The sequence below is a fragment of the Lactobacillus sp. ESL0259 genome (assembly GCF_003693045.1).
In the GTDB taxonomy this organism is placed as follows: Bacteria; Bacillota; Bacilli; order Lactobacillales; family Lactobacillaceae; genus Lactobacillus; species Lactobacillus melliventris.
In genome coordinates, this window is the sequence record NZ_REHP01000006.1 from 250,725 (window position 1) to 267,688 (window position 16,964).

At 36.4% G+C, this 16,964-nt stretch carries 18 protein-coding genes; 3 read left to right on the forward strand and 15 right to left on the reverse strand.

The window, feature by feature from the left end; genetic code table 11:
• Nucleotides 1-54: 54 nt before the first annotated feature.
• The 5 genes from F5ESL0259_RS05045 to F5ESL0259_RS05065 all read right to left on the reverse strand — a co-directional run bounded on the left by F5ESL0259_RS05045 (nt 55) and on the right by F5ESL0259_RS05065 (nt 5,882).
• Nucleotides 55-1,455: an FAD-binding oxidoreductase gene (locus tag F5ESL0259_RS05045; protein WP_046325024.1), complete on the reverse strand. Its 1,401-nt coding sequence runs from the start codon at nt 1,453-1,455 to the stop codon at nt 55-57.
• Nucleotides 1,456-1,729: 274 nt separating this feature from the next.
• Entirely contained in the window at nt 1,730-3,520 is a 1,791-nt protein-coding gene (locus F5ESL0259_RS05050; RefSeq protein WP_122037696.1) for an ABC transporter ATP-binding protein, read from the reverse strand.
• Nucleotide 3,521: 1 nt separating this feature from the next.
• Nucleotides 3,522-5,276: an ABC transporter ATP-binding protein gene (locus F5ESL0259_RS05055; RefSeq protein ID WP_122037697.1), complete on the reverse strand. Its 1,755-nt coding sequence runs from the start codon at nt 5,274-5,276 to the stop codon at nt 3,522-3,524.
• A gap of 72 nt (nt 5,277-5,348) precedes the next feature.
• Entirely contained in the window at nt 5,349-5,564 is a 216-nt protein-coding gene (locus F5ESL0259_RS05060) for a YneF family protein (RefSeq protein WP_046325029.1), read from the reverse strand.
• Between the two features lie 69 nt (nt 5,565-5,633).
• On the reverse strand, nt 5,634-5,882 hold the full coding sequence (locus F5ESL0259_RS05065; RefSeq protein ID WP_122037698.1) for a DUF896 domain-containing protein: 249 nt from the start codon (nt 5,880-5,882) through the stop codon (nt 5,634-5,636).
• A 143-nt stretch (nt 5,883-6,025) separates the two neighbouring features.
• On the opposite strand from F5ESL0259_RS05065, the gene lexA reads away from it, so the two are divergent.
• Nucleotides 6,026-6,649 carry a transcriptional repressor LexA gene (lexA, locus tag F5ESL0259_RS05070; RefSeq protein ID WP_046325032.1) on the forward strand — a complete coding sequence of 208 codons (624 nt, stop codon included), beginning with the start codon at nt 6,026-6,028 and terminating at the stop codon, nt 6,647-6,649.
• Nucleotides 6,650-6,686: 37 nt separating this feature from the next.
• Here lexA and F5ESL0259_RS05075 read toward each other — a convergent pair whose 3' ends face one another.
• A complete protein-coding gene (locus F5ESL0259_RS05075; RefSeq protein WP_046325033.1) occupies nt 6,687-7,061 on the reverse strand; it encodes a MerR family transcriptional regulator in 375 nt (124 codons plus the stop codon).
• Between the two features lie 59 nt (nt 7,062-7,120).
• On the opposite strand from F5ESL0259_RS05075, the gene F5ESL0259_RS05080 reads away from it, so the two are divergent.
• The gene (locus F5ESL0259_RS05080) at nt 7,121-7,420 is read left to right on the forward strand and encodes a hypothetical protein (RefSeq protein ID WP_122037699.1); all 300 of its coding nucleotides are present in this window, start codon (nt 7,121-7,123) and stop codon (nt 7,418-7,420) included.
• Between the two features lie 224 nt (nt 7,421-7,644).
• Here the strand turns inward: F5ESL0259_RS05080 and F5ESL0259_RS05085 are convergent, their stop codons facing one another.
• The 7 genes from F5ESL0259_RS05085 to ylxM form a co-directional block, all read right to left on the reverse strand.
• On the reverse strand, nt 7,645-8,412 hold the full coding sequence (locus tag F5ESL0259_RS05085; RefSeq protein WP_122037724.1) for a nucleoside phosphorylase: 768 nt from the start codon (nt 8,410-8,412) through the stop codon (nt 7,645-7,647).
• Between the two features lie 97 nt (nt 8,413-8,509).
• Nucleotides 8,510-8,857 (reverse strand): 50S ribosomal protein L19, encoded by a 348-nt coding sequence (rplS, locus tag F5ESL0259_RS05090; RefSeq protein ID WP_034981588.1) that lies wholly within the window; start codon nt 8,855-8,857, stop codon nt 8,510-8,512.
• A 117-nt stretch (nt 8,858-8,974) separates the two neighbouring features.
• A complete protein-coding gene (trmD, locus tag F5ESL0259_RS05095) occupies nt 8,975-9,700 on the reverse strand; it encodes a tRNA (guanosine(37)-N1)-methyltransferase TrmD (RefSeq protein WP_122037700.1) in 726 nt (241 codons plus the stop codon).
• A complete protein-coding gene (gene rimM / locus F5ESL0259_RS05100) occupies nt 9,690-10,205 on the reverse strand; it encodes a ribosome maturation factor RimM (RefSeq protein WP_122037701.1) in 516 nt (171 codons plus the stop codon). The genes trmD and rimM overlap by 11 nt, the downstream gene beginning before the upstream one ends.
• A 64-nt stretch (nt 10,206-10,269) precedes the next feature.
• Complete coding sequence (gene rpsP / locus F5ESL0259_RS05105; RefSeq protein ID WP_038523039.1) at nt 10,270-10,542, reverse strand: 30S ribosomal protein S16; 273 nt, start codon at nt 10,540-10,542, stop codon at nt 10,270-10,272.
• 87 nt (nt 10,543-10,629) lie between these two features.
• The gene (gene ffh, locus F5ESL0259_RS05110; protein ID WP_122037702.1) at nt 10,630-12,057 is read right to left on the reverse strand and encodes a signal recognition particle protein; all 1,428 of its coding nucleotides are present in this window, start codon (nt 12,055-12,057) and stop codon (nt 10,630-10,632) included.
• 4 nt (nt 12,058-12,061) lie between these two features.
• Nucleotides 12,062-12,403, reverse strand: a complete 342-nt coding sequence (ylxM, locus tag F5ESL0259_RS05115; protein WP_122037703.1) for a YlxM family DNA-binding protein — start codon at nt 12,401-12,403, stop codon at nt 12,062-12,064.
• Nucleotides 12,404-12,768: 365 nt separating this feature from the next.
• Between ylxM and F5ESL0259_RS05120 the strand changes: the two genes are divergently transcribed.
• Complete coding sequence (locus F5ESL0259_RS05120; RefSeq protein WP_199726692.1) at nt 12,769-14,202, forward strand: APC family permease; 1,434 nt, start codon at nt 12,769-12,771, stop codon at nt 14,200-14,202.
• A 72-nt stretch (nt 14,203-14,274) separates the two neighbouring features.
• Here F5ESL0259_RS05120 and F5ESL0259_RS05125 read toward each other — a convergent pair whose 3' ends face one another.
• The gene (locus F5ESL0259_RS05125) at nt 14,275-15,699 is read right to left on the reverse strand and encodes a C69 family dipeptidase (protein ID WP_122037704.1); all 1,425 of its coding nucleotides are present in this window, start codon (nt 15,697-15,699) and stop codon (nt 14,275-14,277) included.
• 31 nt (nt 15,700-15,730) lie between these two features.
• Nucleotides 15,731-16,963, reverse strand: coding sequence for a signal recognition particle-docking protein FtsY (gene ftsY, locus F5ESL0259_RS05130; protein WP_122037705.1), 1,233 nt, complete (start codon nt 16,961-16,963; stop codon nt 15,731-15,733).
• Nucleotide 16,964: the final 1 nt, after the last annotated feature.

The following is a 16,964-nucleotide window of genomic DNA, read 5'->3' on the forward strand; positions in this document are numbered from 1 at the left end:
AAGCTGATAAAACAAAATTTATCAGCTTTTTTAATGTTAAAACAAGAAAATATTTTAAGGCTCAAAAATTTTTCCTGGGTTGATAATATAATTAGGGTCAAACAGCTTTTTAACTTCACGCAATAAATCAGTATATTCTTTGCCATAAAAGTCTTCAAAGTAATTTGCTCTGGCATAACCAATACCATGTTCACCTGACATATTACCATCAAGAGATTTAGCAGTCTTATATAGTTCAGAAATAACCTTATCGCTGGTCTTGGCATATTCTTCATCTGTCATATTGTCAGAGCAAAGGTAGATATGCAGGTTACCATCGCCTGCGTGACCAAAGTTTGGAATGCGAATATTTAGTTCCTGTTCAAGTTCTTCAATACGATCCAAAACTACAGGAATGTGATTTATTGGTACACAAACATCAATTTCGTCCATTTTTGGAGTGGAATTTTGAATTGCTAAAAGCAATTCTTCACGACATTTCCAAATTTTCTTGGCTTCTTCGGAATCAGCACCCAGGACAACAGCTTTTTCAGCTTTAAACGGCTTTACTACTTCCAAAGTTTCCTTCAGCTCAGCCTTCCACTCATCTTCAGTAAAGGCATCAATACCAATCATAATGAAGCCATCACCTTTTTTAAGTGGAAATTCATCTTTAGCATATGATTCCCATAATTTAATCACTTTACGTCCCATAAATTCAACAGTTGTTGGCACAACACCTGATCTTAGGATAGCCGGAACGGATTTAATTGCATCATTTAGAGTTGGAAATGGAATAATAGCATTTATTGACTTGTGAGGTTTTGGATATAACCGGATTGTAACTTCCGTTATAACCCCAAGAGTACCTTCAGCACCGATAAACAAATCTTTTAACGAATAACCTGACGATGATTTAACTGCTTTGGAGCCAAATTTATATAACTTGCCATTTGTCAAAACAGCCTTGATCTCACGAATATGCTCTCTCGTTACACCGTACTTTATAGCCTTAAGACCACCGGCGTTTGTTGAAACATTTCCTCCTATTGTAGCCCAATGCATAGCAGGTGCTGGCATATAAACAAATGGCTTATCAGCACAAAACTCGTCTAGGTCCTTCAACCTGATTCCTGCTTGAACTGTCATTGTCAAGTTTTCAGGATCGTATTCTAAAATCTTATTCATCTTGATCATATCAAGTGAAATTCCGCCATCAACTGTCAAGTTAGCTCCCATTAAACCGGTGGAATTACCTCTTGGAACTAAAGGTATTGAGTGGTCACTTGCATATTTAACAACGTTCATGACTTCTTCATTAGTTGTCGGTTGAATTACCAAATCTGGCATTGCCCTCACAGTCCGAAATTGGTCATGATCCCAGTGCTTTGTGGGATTAGTAATAAATCTTTCTGGATCTGAGATAAATTTTCTTAAATTTTCCAAATCAGTTTCATTGATTTTATGATATTCCATTATAATTCCCTTCTTACTAAAAAGCATAGTATCCTATGCTTATAAATTAATTTACTCTATACTGCAAACGCTGTCAATAGTGTATATATTTATAACGTATATAAATATTTTCCAAGTTAAAAGTCCATTAAAAGTTTCAATTAGACTTCTTTAATCCTAGAAAATAAAAATAAAAGCTTTTAATTTGGTTTCTTTTATTAAAAATAGACACAATAAAACCTCCAAATTGAGATAATTTGGAGGTTTTATCAAAGCTTTTAATCGAGTACCGTTTTTACTTTTGACTGTTCTGTAAAGTATACAAGTTATAATAATAACCTTTTTGTGAAAGAAGCTCTTCGTGATTGCCCCTTTCAACGATTTTACCATCATTTAATACAATAATTTGATCTGCATCCACAATAGTTGAAAGTCTGTGAGCAATAGCAAGAGTAGTACGACCCTTACGAAGCCGTTTCAACCCCTGTTGAATAAGCGTTTCAGTTTCAGTATCAACGTTTGCCGTAGCTTCATCTAAAACTAAAATTTTGGGGTCAGTAACTAATGTACGAGCAAATGAAATAAGTTGTCTTTGTCCTTGGCTAAATTCACTTCCTCCTTCACCCACTTTTGCATGGTATTTACCAGGAAGATTTTCAATAAAGCCGTCCGCCTGAACAGTTTCAGCAGCCTTTTTTATTTGTTCATCCGTAATATCTTTATTATAAAGACGGATATTTGAGTTTATATCCCCATAAAACATGAACGGTTCTTGCAGGACCAGGCCTAGTTTTTTACGTAACTCAGCTTTTGGATACTTTTTGATATCAACTCCGTCAATTAAGACTTCACCCTGATAGAATTCATAAAAACGCATCATCACGTTTATAATTGAACTTTTACCTGAGCCAGTATGACCTACAATACCGAGAGTCTCACCGGGATTAACCGTAAAAGAAATATCATGTAAAATTTCGTTTTTACCATCGTAAGAAAAACTGACATGCTTAAATTCAATTTTTCCTCGATTTATTGTCAGGCCTGCTTCAGCATTTTGTTTAGGTTCATAGTCAGTATTATCTAAAATCCGAAAAATTCTCTTACCCGCAACAATACCGTCCTGAAAGAAAGTCATTTGATCCATCATATTAGCGATTGGATTAAAAAACTGTGAGATGTACTGTGAAAATGCATAAACAACACCAGCTGGTACAAAAGTTTCCCTTAATGGAAAACCAAAATACATTAAAGTTAAAGCCAGGGCGAGCGAATACAGTAGACTAGTCAAAGGGGAAAGTAAAAGTGAATTAAGATTAATCATATTGAATCTGGTTTTCATTAAGGCTGTATTTTCATCCTCAAAATGATTAGTCATGCGCTTTTCCTGCTTAAATTGCTGGATTAACGAAACTCCTTCGATTGACTCATTCAGGTTAGTATTAATGCGACTCAATCGCTCACGGTAACTGCGGTAAAGTTTGGAACTTCTTTTAGAATATTGCCATATTATTACCAAGAGTATGGGCAGAAAAGCCAACACAATCAATCCAGCCATCACATTTGTAGAAAACATTGCCACCATGGCTGAAATAATTGAGAAAAACGACATTACAACACTGGATAAAACGGTAAGAAAGTTACTCAATGTCATAGTATCATTAGTTACTCTTGAAACTATCGATCCAGCCGGAGTTTGATCAAAGTAGCGCATTCCCAGAGTATGTAATTTTTGATATAATTCCGCACGCAAGCCTTCAAGCGATTTTTCAGAACCTAAAGCAAAGAAGTACTCATAAGTGAATTGCAAAATTCCTTTGACAACTGAACCAAAAGCATAGAGAAAACCAGCAAATAAGATTATTTGAGTGGTTACATCTGCTTTTACCAAAAAGTTATCTAAAAAATACTGTAAACCATAAGGCAGCAGAACATTAATAATACTTACTAAAAGCGCTCCAACTCCAGCAATAATCATTTCGTTCTTAAAATGCATTACGAAACGCAAAAGGCGTTTAAAAATACTGAGCTGTTCTTTTACCGGTATTTCTTGAGACCAAACTGATTGAAATGAGTTTTCATCATCCATCTTATTCACCCACCTTATCTTCTAATTCCTGTCTTTGCCACATATCGGCGTACCAGCCATTTAGTTCGAGTAACTGATCGTGAGTACCTCTTTCAACAATACGACCGTCTTTTAATACTAAAATTAAATCGGCGTTCATGACAGAAGTAAGTCTGTGTGTCGCAATTAAAGTTGTCTTGCCTTTTCTTTCTTTCTTTAAAGAATGCAAAATGGCCATTTCTGTTCTGGCATCAACAGCAGAGAGAGCATCATCTAAAACTAATATTTGACTGTGCTTAAGTAAAGCTCTCGCAATCGACATCCTTTGCTTTTGCCCACCAGAAAGTGAAACACCATTTTCACCAACCAGGGTGTTGTATCCACCAGGCATTTCTAAAATGTCATTGTGTAAATCACTCTTTTTTGCGGCAGTGATAATTGCATTCTTATCACTGTCTGCATTTGAAAATGCAATGTTCTTTTGAATACTAGTAGAAAATAAATAATTATCCTGAGGTACATAAGAAATTTGCCGCAATAAAACATTAAGTGGAATTTCTCTAATATCATACCCATTTAGAGTTATCTGGCCATCATACTTATCAAATTCTCTCAGCAAAAGCTGAATTATAGTTGTTTTACCGGCTCCAACTTTACCAACAAGTCCCAAAGTTTGTCCCGTTTTTAGAGTAAAATTAATATTATTCAGCACTTGAACATTTGGTTCATCCGGATATGCGAAAAATTTAACGTGATAATCAAGATCCCCTGCTATGTCCTTAGCCGAAATCTTTTGATCTGCAAATTTATCAGTAATTTCTGATTTTTCTTCCAGCAACTTTTCTATACGGTCGTAACTGGCACTACCACGCTCTAAGATGTTAAAAAGATAACCAATCGCAAACATTGGCCAAACCATATTGCCAATATATGCAATAAAAGAAACCAGTTGACCAATGGTAAGAGCTTTATTGAAAACCAAAAGACCACCATAAATAATGGTAATAGTATAGGTTAAACCAATAAGCAATGTTCCTAAAGGATCAAACAGTGAATCCCATTTAAAAACTTGTTTATTAATTTTAATGGTGTCTTCAACCATCTGGTCAAAAGCGGCAGTATCTTCTTGACCCTGACCAAATGTTTTTAAAACTTTAATACCTGAAACTGATTCCTGCGTTTTATTATTCAGCCTTGAAAAAGCTGCTTGGGATTTGTCAAATGCATCGTGAAGCCTGTCACCTAATTTCCAAGCTCCCCAAGCTAGAAATGGTAATGGCAAAAGAGCAACAATCGTCAGGCGCCAATCAACAAATGCAATCATTGCAACCATAGTCGATACACTCATGATAAGAGAATCCACCAAAGTTAAAACACCTTCACCCGCAACTTCCTGGACAGCTGAAACATCATTTGTGGCATGAGCCATTAAGTCCCCGGTTCTGTGACGTTGATAAAAAGTACGATCCATCGCCATAAAGTGATCAAATAATTTCGATCTCAATTGCAATTCAAGTTCAGCAGCTCCACCCCATATTTGTCTACGCCAAAAATAGCGAAAGCCATAAAGCAAAAGGGCGGAGAAAATAATAGCTAAAATTAACAGACTATATTCTTGCCAGCTAATGTGACCTTTATCCAATTGATCTGCCATTAAGCCTAAAATTCTCGGTGGTACTAAGTTAACAACAGATGTAAGTGCTAAAAATGTAATACCGATGAGGTAACGCTTTTTTTCTTTTTTAAAGAACCATCCTAATTTAAAAAATATTCCCATTATTCACCTTAAAATTCAGTAAAAAAGCGGAGAAATTATTCTCCGCCGCACTAATTCAATCTAGTAAAATTGTTATTTTTGATGCTTCATCATGTTCATCACTTGGTTGACCTTCTTAGCCGAAGGCTTTTGGCCCATTTGAGACATCATAGCAACAATCATATCTTCACTGATTGGCGGATTATCTTTAAAATATTTTTTCATATATGATCTAGCACCATAGAAGCCCCCTACAAGGCCCAATAATAGTGCAATCACAATCAGAAAAATCGCTAATCCTAAATTCATAAAAAAATCACCTCAATTTGTCCAATAGTTATATCTTACCTAAAAAATAAGGAAAATTAAAGATCAAAGTTAATCTTTTCTTAAACCTTTTTTTCTTTGAGCTCGCTTTGCTTTCTCAGACGTAATTTCCTTACCATTCTTGTCAATTATGACTAAATTTTCAACATCTTGCTTGAAGCCAGCTCTAAAATTTTTGATAAATTCCTGGTGTAATTCCTTACGTTCTTTCTCTTCAGCTTCAGTTAAGCCTACGGATTTCTTTTTGTGATAAAGCTCATTAATACGACTGATTAATTTTTTTTCGGGATCTTCACTCATCTTTGCACCTCTCAATTAAAAAATTCTACCTTATTTTGGCAACGAAAAAAAGTATTAATTTTTTAGAACGTTTGTTTGCATTATACGAAATATTTTGCTAAAATTAAACATATAAGAAAACGTTTATAATACTGGAGATAATTATGACAACTAAACAAAATACTAAGCAGTTGCAAATTCTACGCTATATATATGAAACAGTTGAGGACAGAGGATTCCCTCCTACTGTACGCGAAATTTGTCATGCTGTAGATTTATCTTCAACTTCAACTGTACACGGCCATTTATCTAGGCTAGAAAATAAAGGTCTACTGATCAAGGATGCCACCAAACCAAGAGCTCTGGAAATAACAGATGAAGGTAAAAAAGCAATTGGCGTCCAGCCGAAAGAAATTCCCGTAGTTGGTGATGTTACAGCTGGTCAACCGATTTTGGCTGTTGAAGATATAGAAGATTACTTTCCCTTACCTCCAGATCTGGCAAACGATGCAGGAGATCTTTTCATGTTGAGAGTTCATGGTGAAAGTATGATAAACGCTGGTATCTTAAACGGAGACAATGTCATTGTCCGTAAGCAGTCTTCAGCAATCAACGGAGAAATTGTAGTGGCTATGACCGATGAAAATGAAGCAACTGTAAAACGGTTTTACAAGGAAAAAGGTCACTATCGATTGCAGCCTGAAAATGATACGATGGCACCGATTATATTGTCAAGTGTTCACATTTTAGGTAAGGTAGTTGGTCTATACCGTAATACTATTATTTAACAAAAGAACTTTATAGCATTATTGGAATAAATAAAAATTATTTTTTACGAGTTTCAATAATGCTTTTTATTTGCAAAATTTCTCCTACTTCTTCCAGCACTTTTTTCTGCATTTTTAATTTGTTTATTTTTGCATTTATAACAGCGATTTTATCCTTAATTAACTTTAAGTTTTGTTTACGCTGCTTTTCAGTACTACACGACTCATCGTGTAGTTTTTTTATATCCTTTATTTCTTGAAGTGAAAAGCCTAAGCCTTGGAACTCTTTAATTGCTTCAAAAGTATCAGTTTCGTTTTCAGTAAACCAATAGTTTTTTCCCTTACGACCAGGATTTAATAATTTTAAATAGATATAATGTCTAACGGTATCAGGTGTAGTATTTTCCTTTTGAATAAATTCTTTCAAATACATAATTATTTCCTTGACGTTGGGTCGACCCCAGATGGTTAAATTTTTGTGGAGGTATTAAAATGTCATATCTTACAATCTTATTTAATATTATATATGGTGTTATCATGATCAGCGCCAGCTTTCTATCTTTTACTAGTTTGCCAATTTGGCTAATCATGATCAACGTTTTGTCCGCATTAGGCATTATTGCCGGAAGTTTTCTAAAAAAACCACTTTTAACTACTATATTTTTAGTAGCAGTTTTACTTACCGCTCTAGCAAATGGAATTTTTCTTTACGGACAAATCACTTGGTCTCACTGGTTTATCAGACTTATTTTGACTATTATTTTGATTTGCTTGAACTTTAAGTATTTTTAGATATTTATCTAGCAAAATTCCTGTTAATAGTCAAGTGTAACTTCTCAAAATACTGTCATGATGGCAAGAAATTGACTTTCCACAACTAATGCTTTAAATCTATTCACAAACTTTATATTGAAAATATACTTCAAAATGTTGTTTCTAAAACTTTTTTGTTATTTGCTTGTGAATTGTGTGGCTGTTTCACTTTGGTTCCACAGCAGTTTTTTTCACAAACTTGGTTAAATTTCCTTAATAATATTTGCTGCCAAATTAATGGCTGTCTCATGAGCATCTCTGCCCCAGCGTCTGTCATCATGTTTTTCTAGGTCTTTAAGAGAATCTGCCGTAAATAATATTTGTGCAAAGTCGACCCCTCTAAATTGTGCACAAGCAGCCATTGCTGCACATTCCATCTCTACACAAGAGGCTCCCAACTCTTTAGCCTGCTTTACTTTCATGACAGTTTCCCTAAAGAAGCCATCAGTTGTCCAGGTAGTTACTTCTTCAACCTTAAGACCTTCTTCTTTCAGCAATTTTTTGGTCTTAGTTAAAAACTCTGACTTTAAGTCAATATATGTTCCTGGTTTCATATAGTGGAAAGAAGTGCCCTCATCTCTAATAGCTTTTGTAGGCACTAGAAAATAGTTCTCTGGTAAATCAACTAAGCAGCCTGCTGATCCGATTGCTAAAATTTGTTTAACACCATAGCTTATTAACCAATCTAAAAGCTCTACAGCAGCTGGAGCACCTATCTTTGCCTGACAAAAAGTAATTTTTTGTCCGTCTAAATCAACCTCATAAATTGGAGTTTCTCCTTCGAAGCAGTCAAAGAATCCAAGCTTTTTATGAGGATAACGAGCCAAAAAATCACTGATTACAGCAGGAGTTAAGAATGCAAACAGCAGCTTGGGCTGAAAATGAAAGTTATTAATTTCTTGTTCGTGATCGGGCTCTAAAACAGCCCTCGGATCAGTATCAAAAGTTAACAAAAATGGTTCTTTCATAATTCTCCTCCTCAATAAAAATATATTGCTAAAGATTTTAACATAAACAAAAAAGAGAATCATCCCTTTTGGAAATGATTCTCTTTCACTTAAGCGTGAATTAACGACGCTTTTCTGCAATTCTAGCAGACTTGCCATGACGATCACGTAAGTAGTAAAGTTTAGCACGACGTACACGACCATGACGCAATACTTCAACTTTAGCAACACGGGGATCGTTTACAGGAAAAGTACGTTCTACGCCGACACCAGATGCCATTTTACGCACTGTGTAGCTGGCACCAATGCCAGTGCCCTTGCGCTTAATAACTACACCTTCAAACATCTGAATACGTTCATGTGAACCTTCGACAACACGCACATGAACACGAACAGTGTCCCCTGCACGGAAGTCAGGTATATCATCACGTAATTGTTCTTTAGTTAATTCTTGAATTAATGGATCCATTTTTATTTTCTCCTTCTGCGGCATTCATTAGCGTTCTCTACGTCAGCGGAATACCCCTAACTATTAGTGCAAAATAAATTTACACCTCAATCATACTAGCAAAAATACCAGGTAAAATCAAGTTTGATCTTCTTCTTGTTTTATTTCTGCCATCATTTTTGCTTCTTCTGCACTTAAAGCATGTTGCTCAAGTAAATCTGGTCTGCGTAAATAAGTTGCACGCAATGCTTCTTTATGGCGCCACTGCGCAATTTTTTGGTGATTGCCCGATGTTAAAATTGCAGGAACTTTCATTCCTTGAAAATTCTCCGGTCTAGTGTATTGGGGATATTCCAGTAATCCATGTGCAAAGCTTTCTTCCACTGGTGAAGCATCATTACCTAAAATTCCTGGAATCAACCTGACTGTAGCGTCTATCATACTCATTGTTGGCAGTTCACCACCTGTCAAAACATAATCACCGATTGAAACAATTTCATCAGCCAAATCATAAACGCGTTGATCAAATCCCTCATAATGACCGCAAATAAATGTTAAGTTTTCTTCTTGAGACCAGTCTTGTGCCATTTTTTGGTTAAAAGTTTTACCTTGTGGTGCAGTAATAATTACTTTGCCCTTATTTTTAAGTGAATCAAGGGCTTTTTTGATCGGCATAATTTGCAAAACCATGCCAGCGCCACCACCATAAGGACTGTCATCAACGTGATGGTGAATATCAGTGGTAAAATCACGAAAATTGACTAAATTGAGCTGCCATTTACCATCATTAAGTCCGCGCCCCAGCATCGAAGTCGTGAGCGGGGTAAACATGTCAGGAAAAAGCGTCAATACATTAATCTTCATTGCGTAATCCTTCCAAAAGTTCTACAAATATCTTTTTATGTGCAATATCTATTTTCTTAACTACTTCATCAATATAGGGGATTAAATATTCATTACCATTTTGTTCGGTAACTTCCCAGACATCGTTTGCACCGGGAGTCTCAATACCAGTTATTTTACCTAAATCATTGCCGGACTGATTATCTATGATTGCACAACCCAAAATATCGCGGTAATAATATGCGCCATCAGGCAGGTCATGTTGATTTTGCTTGCTGACAACTAGCGTTTTTCCTAGCAATTTTTCAGCGCTATCAATATCAATTATTTCATTAAATTGCACTAGCCAAAATTGCTTAAAAGGTCTACCGCATTTAACAGTTAATTTGGTTTGCGGATTATCCTTTAAAGCTAGTTCTTGGTTTGAGGCAAAGCGTTCTTCAGGAAAATCAGTAATCAGAGCAACTTTTACCTCTCCTTTTAGTCCATGGGTAGACAATATACGCGCAACATCATAAAATTGCATAGTTTCTCCTACTCAAAGAAAAAAGCTTGAAGCAGTTGACTTCAAACTTTTAATAAACGATTCACTATTTATTGAACTTTGAATCATGCAGCTTCTTCATTAATCCTGCACCTGAAAGTAGTGAACGTACAGTATCTGAAGGTTGTGCACCCTTCTTTAGCCATTCAAAAATTTTATCTTCGTCTAATTTCAATTCCTTAGGAACAGAAACTGGATTATAGTAGCCAACTTCTTCAATAAAACGACCATCACGTGGCATTCTGGAATCAGCTACAACAATTCTATAAAATGGTTTTCTCTTGGCACCCATACGGCGCATACGAATTTTTACTGACATAAAATTATTTCCTCCTAAAAGTTACGTTAAATAATATAGCACGTAATTTAAAAGGTGTAAAGTGTTTTTACTTAACAGGTGCTTTTTTTATGAATGATACCTCTTGACCTTCATCCGTTTTTTCTTATTCTTCTTAAATTTCTTCCCCATGTGACGCATAGCCATTCGTCCCATTGGTGAATTCATTCCGGGCAAATTATCCATTCCCTTAAAATTACCTTTGGTAATTTTACTCATCATATCCCGGGCTTGTTTAAACTGTTTAATCATCCTGTTGACTTCAACTACTGGTCGGCCAGAACCCGCAGCAATCCTTCTTCTGCGACTTGGATTGAGCAATTCGGGATTTTCTCGTTCTTCTTTAGTCATAGATGAGATGATCGCTTTTATGTAGACAATTTGTTTTTTATCAAAATTAACATTTTTAAGCTGTGGATTGTTAGCCATTCCGGGAATCATCTTCATCAATTGATCAAGAGGACCCATTTTTTCAACTTGTTCAATCTGATCGACAAAATCGTTGAAATCGAAGGTATTTTCCTTCATCTTTTCAGCAACTTCTTCAGCCTTTTTAGCATCATAATCCTGCTGGGCTTTTTCAATTAAAGTCAGCATATCGCCCATGCCCAAGATTCTTGATGCCATCCGGTCAGGATAAAACGGTTCTAAATCAGTTAATTTTTCACCCTGTCCAGTATAAATAATCGGTTTACCAGTAACCGCTCTGATTGACAGTGCAGCACCACCACGCGTATCACCGTCAAGTTTGGTTAAAATTACGCCCGTAATATCCAAGCGACTGTCAAAGCCTTTAGCCACATCAGTTGCTGCTTGACCCGTCATTGCATCCACTACCAGCAAGATATTGTCGGGCTGGGCAACATCTTTGACACGTTCAAGTTCTGCCATTAACGGCTCATCAATTTCCAAACGGCCAGCAGTATCAATGATGACATAGTCATTTTTATTTTTATCAGCTTGGTTTAACCCATTTTGGACAATTTGAGCGACGTCTTTTTCATTTCTTTCACTATAAACAGGAACGTTTAATTGATCCCCAATTTGCTCAAGCTGGTCAATGGCGGCTGGACGATAAATATCACCTGCAATTAATAAAGGTCGCGCTTTTTCTTTTTGCATCAATCTGCTAGCCAACTTGCCAACTGTGGTAGTTTTACCAGTACCTTGCAATCCTACCATCATGATAATAGTGGGAATGTGCTTAGACTTGTTTAAAGTTACAGCACTTTCCCCCATCATCTTGGTTAATTCGTCATTAACGATTTTAATGACCTGCTGGCCGGGATTAAGACTTTCCTGAACCTCTTTTCCCAAAGCTTCTTGTTTAATCTTTTTGATAAAATCTTTAACAACCTTAAAGTTGACGTCAGCTTCAAGTAAGGCTAGTCTGATTTCTCGACTAGCGCTGTTGATATCTTCTTCAGATATTTTCCCTTTACCGGTTAAATTTTTTAAAGCTTTTTGAATTCTCTCACTTAAATTTTCAAATGCCATAGAATTATTCTCCCCTCAGTTGGTTTAATAAATTGGTAGTTATTTGCAAAGCTAGGTCTGACTTGTCTTTCTGAAGTGCAGTCGTAACTTTAAGCAATTTGTCTTCTATCATGTTGTAATCTCTTTGCATATGTAATTTATCTTCGTATTTTGTAAGCAGGCTGCGGCAACGACGCAAATTGTCGTATACGGCTTGACGAGAAACTTGATGGTTAAGAGCTATTTCTCCTAAAGATAGATCATTATAATAATAATCTTCAAAATAATCTTGTTGACTCTTGGTTAAAAGACTACCATAGTATGCGTATAGATCGCCTAGCATTTCATTTTTTTCAAGTTCGTCCATTACTCTCACCTTGAACCAGTATAGCAAAAATGTCAGAAGTTGACGATCTTGAAAGCCAAAATTTAAGTAAATGAAAAATATAAATTCTTGCTTTCTGAAATGTAAATCTGTATCATTATTTTTAATTTGGTTTTGGGGATACGTATGTCAATTTTTGAATAAATTATCCCTTAAAATTCTAAAAACGGTACATATTATTATATAATTTCGTACCGTTTTTTATTTGGAATCTCTGCCAAAATATCTAAATGAGGTAAGTTAGTAACAACTGTTTAACCCGTTTGCATTTAAATATTAGCAAGTGCTTTTAAAAACGCAGTGTATTTTCAAACAAATTATAAACTAAAGTTAAGGGGTAGTTTAATGTGAATTTATGGCAATTAATGAATCGCAAAGAAGATCCAGGCATTTATCAAGAAAAAGACGGTCATTTAGTTAGAACGCTCAAGGTGCGTGACTTCCTGGCACTTGGTGTGGGCACAATTGTTTCTACTTCAATTTTTACTTTGCCTGGAGAGGTCGCGGCTTTACACACCGGTCCAGCCGTCGCCATATCATGTGTGATAGCATCTGTTGTCGCTGGTCTGGTAGCGTTTGCTTATGCAGAAATGGCTGCTGCTATGCCTTTTGCAGGCTCTGTTTACTCATGGATTAATGTTATTTTCGGTGAATTTTGGGGCTGGTTTTCAGGCTGGGCTTTACTAGCAGAGTATTTGATAGGAATGGCCTTCATTAGCTCCGGTTTGTCAGCTAATTTGCGTGCACTAATTGCTCCACTCGGCTGGAAACTACCTGCTAGCTTAGCTAATCCATTAGGTGTCAATGGCGGTTTATTAGATTTAGTCGCTCTATTAGCTATTTTATTAGCAGCCTTTCTAGTTAGTTTTGGCGTTTCTAAAGCCTCTAGAGTTGAAAATATTCTAGTAGTTGTCAAAGTGCTCGCTATTTTACTTTTTGTCGTTGTTGGCTTAACAGTTATCAAAAAAGCTAATTTTATTCCTTTCATACCTCATTATCGTGCTACAAGTCACGGCCCTTTTGGAGGTTGGCAAGGAATCTATGCCGGAGTTTCAATGATTTATATCTCCTTTTTAGGCTTTGATACAATCGCTTCAAACTCGGCTGAAGCTGTTAATCCCCAAAAGACTATGCCGCGTGGAATTATCGGCTCTTTATTAATTGCGGTGGTGCTTTTTGTGGCTGTGAGCTTGGTTTTAGTGGGAATGGTTCCTTACCAGCAATATTTAAATTCTGCTGAACCAGTCGGATACGCTTTGAGAACAGCCGGTTTTACTCACATAGCCACCATAGTACAATCGGTTGCTATTTTAGGAATGTTTACGGCTTTGATAGGCTTATGTATGGCAAGTTCCCGCTTAGTGTATTCATTTGGCCGTGATGGTATGATTCCTAATAAACTGGGCAAGTTAAATAACAATCACCGTCCTGCAAACTCATTATGGACTGTGGCAATAATTGCGATTGTTATTTCAGCCTTTATTCCTTTTTCATTTTTAACACAATTGGTTTCTGCTGGTACTTTAATAGCTTTCATGTTTGTTTCAATTGGCATTTACCGTTTGAGACCACGTGAAGGAAAAGATATCGCCGACCCGGCATTTAAAATGCCCTGGTATCCGGTCCTTCCGCTTCTGGCATTTTTAGGTTCTTTTGCTGTTTTTTGGGGATTAGATCTGCAAGCAAAGAAATACATGCTAATCTGGTCACTAATAGGAATTGTTATCTATTTTGTTTATGGTATTCGTCATTCAGCCATGAACAAAAACTCAAAGAATTAAAATTATTTAACTTATAGCTAACAAAAAAGTCTGGAAAGTTTTTTCCAGACTTTTTAACTGTCCAAATAGCAGTTACAGGTTTTCATCCATATTAAAAGTTAATTTTGACATGTTGATGGAGTCTATCATCATTTGTGCCCAAAGTTTTTCAGACCGTTTTCTGGTATAAGCAACTGTCTCTTGGTTTGCTTTCGTCAAAAACGAAGTCAGCTCACTGCCCTTTTTAGCTCCTGCTGCTTTCATAACATCATAAACCCGGCGACGATAATATTGGTTCAATTCATTTAAATAATCTGTATCCAATTGCACAAATTGCGGATAGTGGGTTTCTACCAAAGCTGCCAGTGATTTATAGTACCACCAAGCATCAGTGAGATTATATTCCATTGAAGTATTATTGTATGAAGGATCAGTGTCATTCATATTAGCAAAAAATGGTACAAACGGTGTGAAAGTTGGGCCACCAATACACAGCCACATGATTGCAGCTTTATCATGATCAACATCATTTCTAATTTGCAAGATATGAGAATTTTGGGTTCTGTTTAATCCAATTGGCCGAAAACGGTGTTTTTGTTCCTCTGTTCCTTTACCGAAAGGATCATAAGGTGTGTTTTGGTAGTGACTGCCGAGGACATATTCAATATCTTCCCTAGTTATTTTCTTGGCAGCATGCCGAATGAATGGTAAATCACCGTCAGTGGGTTCTTGTTCAATTTCAGGATTAAAATATTTTTGACCATACCAAACTCTATTAGTGTTATAGAAACGATCCTGCTCACTGTAAGTTCCAAAAATGTGGCGGAAATTCCAACCTTGATGATCAACATTTAAATGATGCTGCGCCACAAACTCTTGAATGCCTTCACTCCACATAAAGTTGTCCGAATCAGCAAAATCAACTTGTTCGATTGAAACCCGATTGGCTGCTATCGCATAAGCATCATCTGGAATACGCTGAGCAACCCAGTGATGACCTGTAACTATTTCCATGTACCATATTTCATTTTTATCACTGAAGAGAACTGAGTTACCAGCTGGAGAACCAAATTTTGCAATCAGTTTTCCTAAATATTCAACTCCGTTTCTGGCAGAATCAATATATGGCAGTACAACAGATTGCATACAATCTTCGTCAAGTCCGTCTTTTACCAGGGGATCGAAAGCCAGTGCACGTTCATTACCATATGTCGATTCAGTACAGGACATAGCAACATTTTTTTGATTAATGCCGCTCTCATCATAATAACCGCGATTTTTATAGTCAACGTTAGGTACAGCTGGAACCGCCTGAGCATTTTCAGGTAGGTCTAATTTAAAATTGTTTAACCAAGACTTAATTTTTCGTCCAGGTTCATTTTTAGCAGCAGGTCTGACAATGAACTTTTGCGGCGTAATAGGACGAAAAGTATCATCATTACGAGCAATCATAGTTGAACCATCAACCGATGCATTTTTACCTACTAAAATTGTTGTACACGCACTGTATTCTTTCATTAAATATCTTCCTTTTGCACAAATTTTATTCTTAAATTAAATCATGAAATAGTCCAACTGCATAATTTGCAGCATCAAAATCTGCCAAATCACTTGCCTTTTCACCTAAACCAACTAATTTTACCGGTAACTTCATTTCATTTCTAATTGCTAAGACTACCCCACCTTTTGAGGAACCATCTAACTTGGTGAGCACCAAACCTGTTAGTTTGGTAGTTTTATCAAAATCTTTGGCCTGCAATAATGCATTTTGACCCGTTGAGCCATCAAGTACTAAAAGAGTTTCAGTAGGTTCTTCTGGAGCTTGCTTTTTTATCGTTCTTTCAATCTTTTCCAGCTCATTCATTAAATTCTTTTTATTTTGCAATCTACCAGCCGTATCCACAAGTAAAAAATCATAATTTTCTTGCAGAGCCTTTGTCGTGGCGTCATAAACAACAGAAGCCGGATCGGCTTGTTCCTTGCCAGTTACAACAGGAACACCAACTCTTTCTCCCCATTCAGACAGTTGTTCAACTGCACCAGCTCTAAATGTATCAGCTGCAGCTAAAAGAACAGACTTGCCTTCATCCTTAAAGCGTTTTGCCAATTTGCCAATTGTAGTAGTTTTACCGGCGCCATTGACTCCGACAAAAAGATAGATATTTGGTTTACCGTCATTATGAACAGTTAGCTTTTCATTTTCTGAATTACCACTTTCATCATAAAGGTCAACTAATTTTTCTACTATCACCCTTTTTAAATCGTCTCGAGATTTGGCTTTTTGCAATTTAGCTTCATCACGAAGTTCGTCTGTCAGTTCTTCAGCTGTTTCATAGCCAACATCAGACTCAATTAGTAGCTCCTCCAAATCGTCAAAGAAATCTTCGTCAACTGTTCTAAACTGTGCGAAAAAGCGATTTAATCTGGCACCAAAGCCTTGATTAGTTTTCTCCAGGCCTTTTTCATATAATTCAGTTTCATCCTGATATTCGCTAGCTGATTCGGGTTCAGCCTCTTTCTTTAGAGATTGCTCTGGCGTGGAAGTCGTAGAATCTTCATTTTGCTTTTCAGTTTCAGCAGTCTCAGCAGAAGCTTTTTCTACTGACGTTAAACCATTATCACTCTCTGTAGCAATTTTAGCTTTTTCATCTTCAGCTTGTTCAGTTGAAGGTCCTTGATCCTCTTTTGGACTTTCGCCTTTAGGTTGAGCACTATTTTCGTTATTTTTGGTTTCGTCATTTTCACCAAACAATGATTTTTTTATTTTATCAAATAAACCCAAT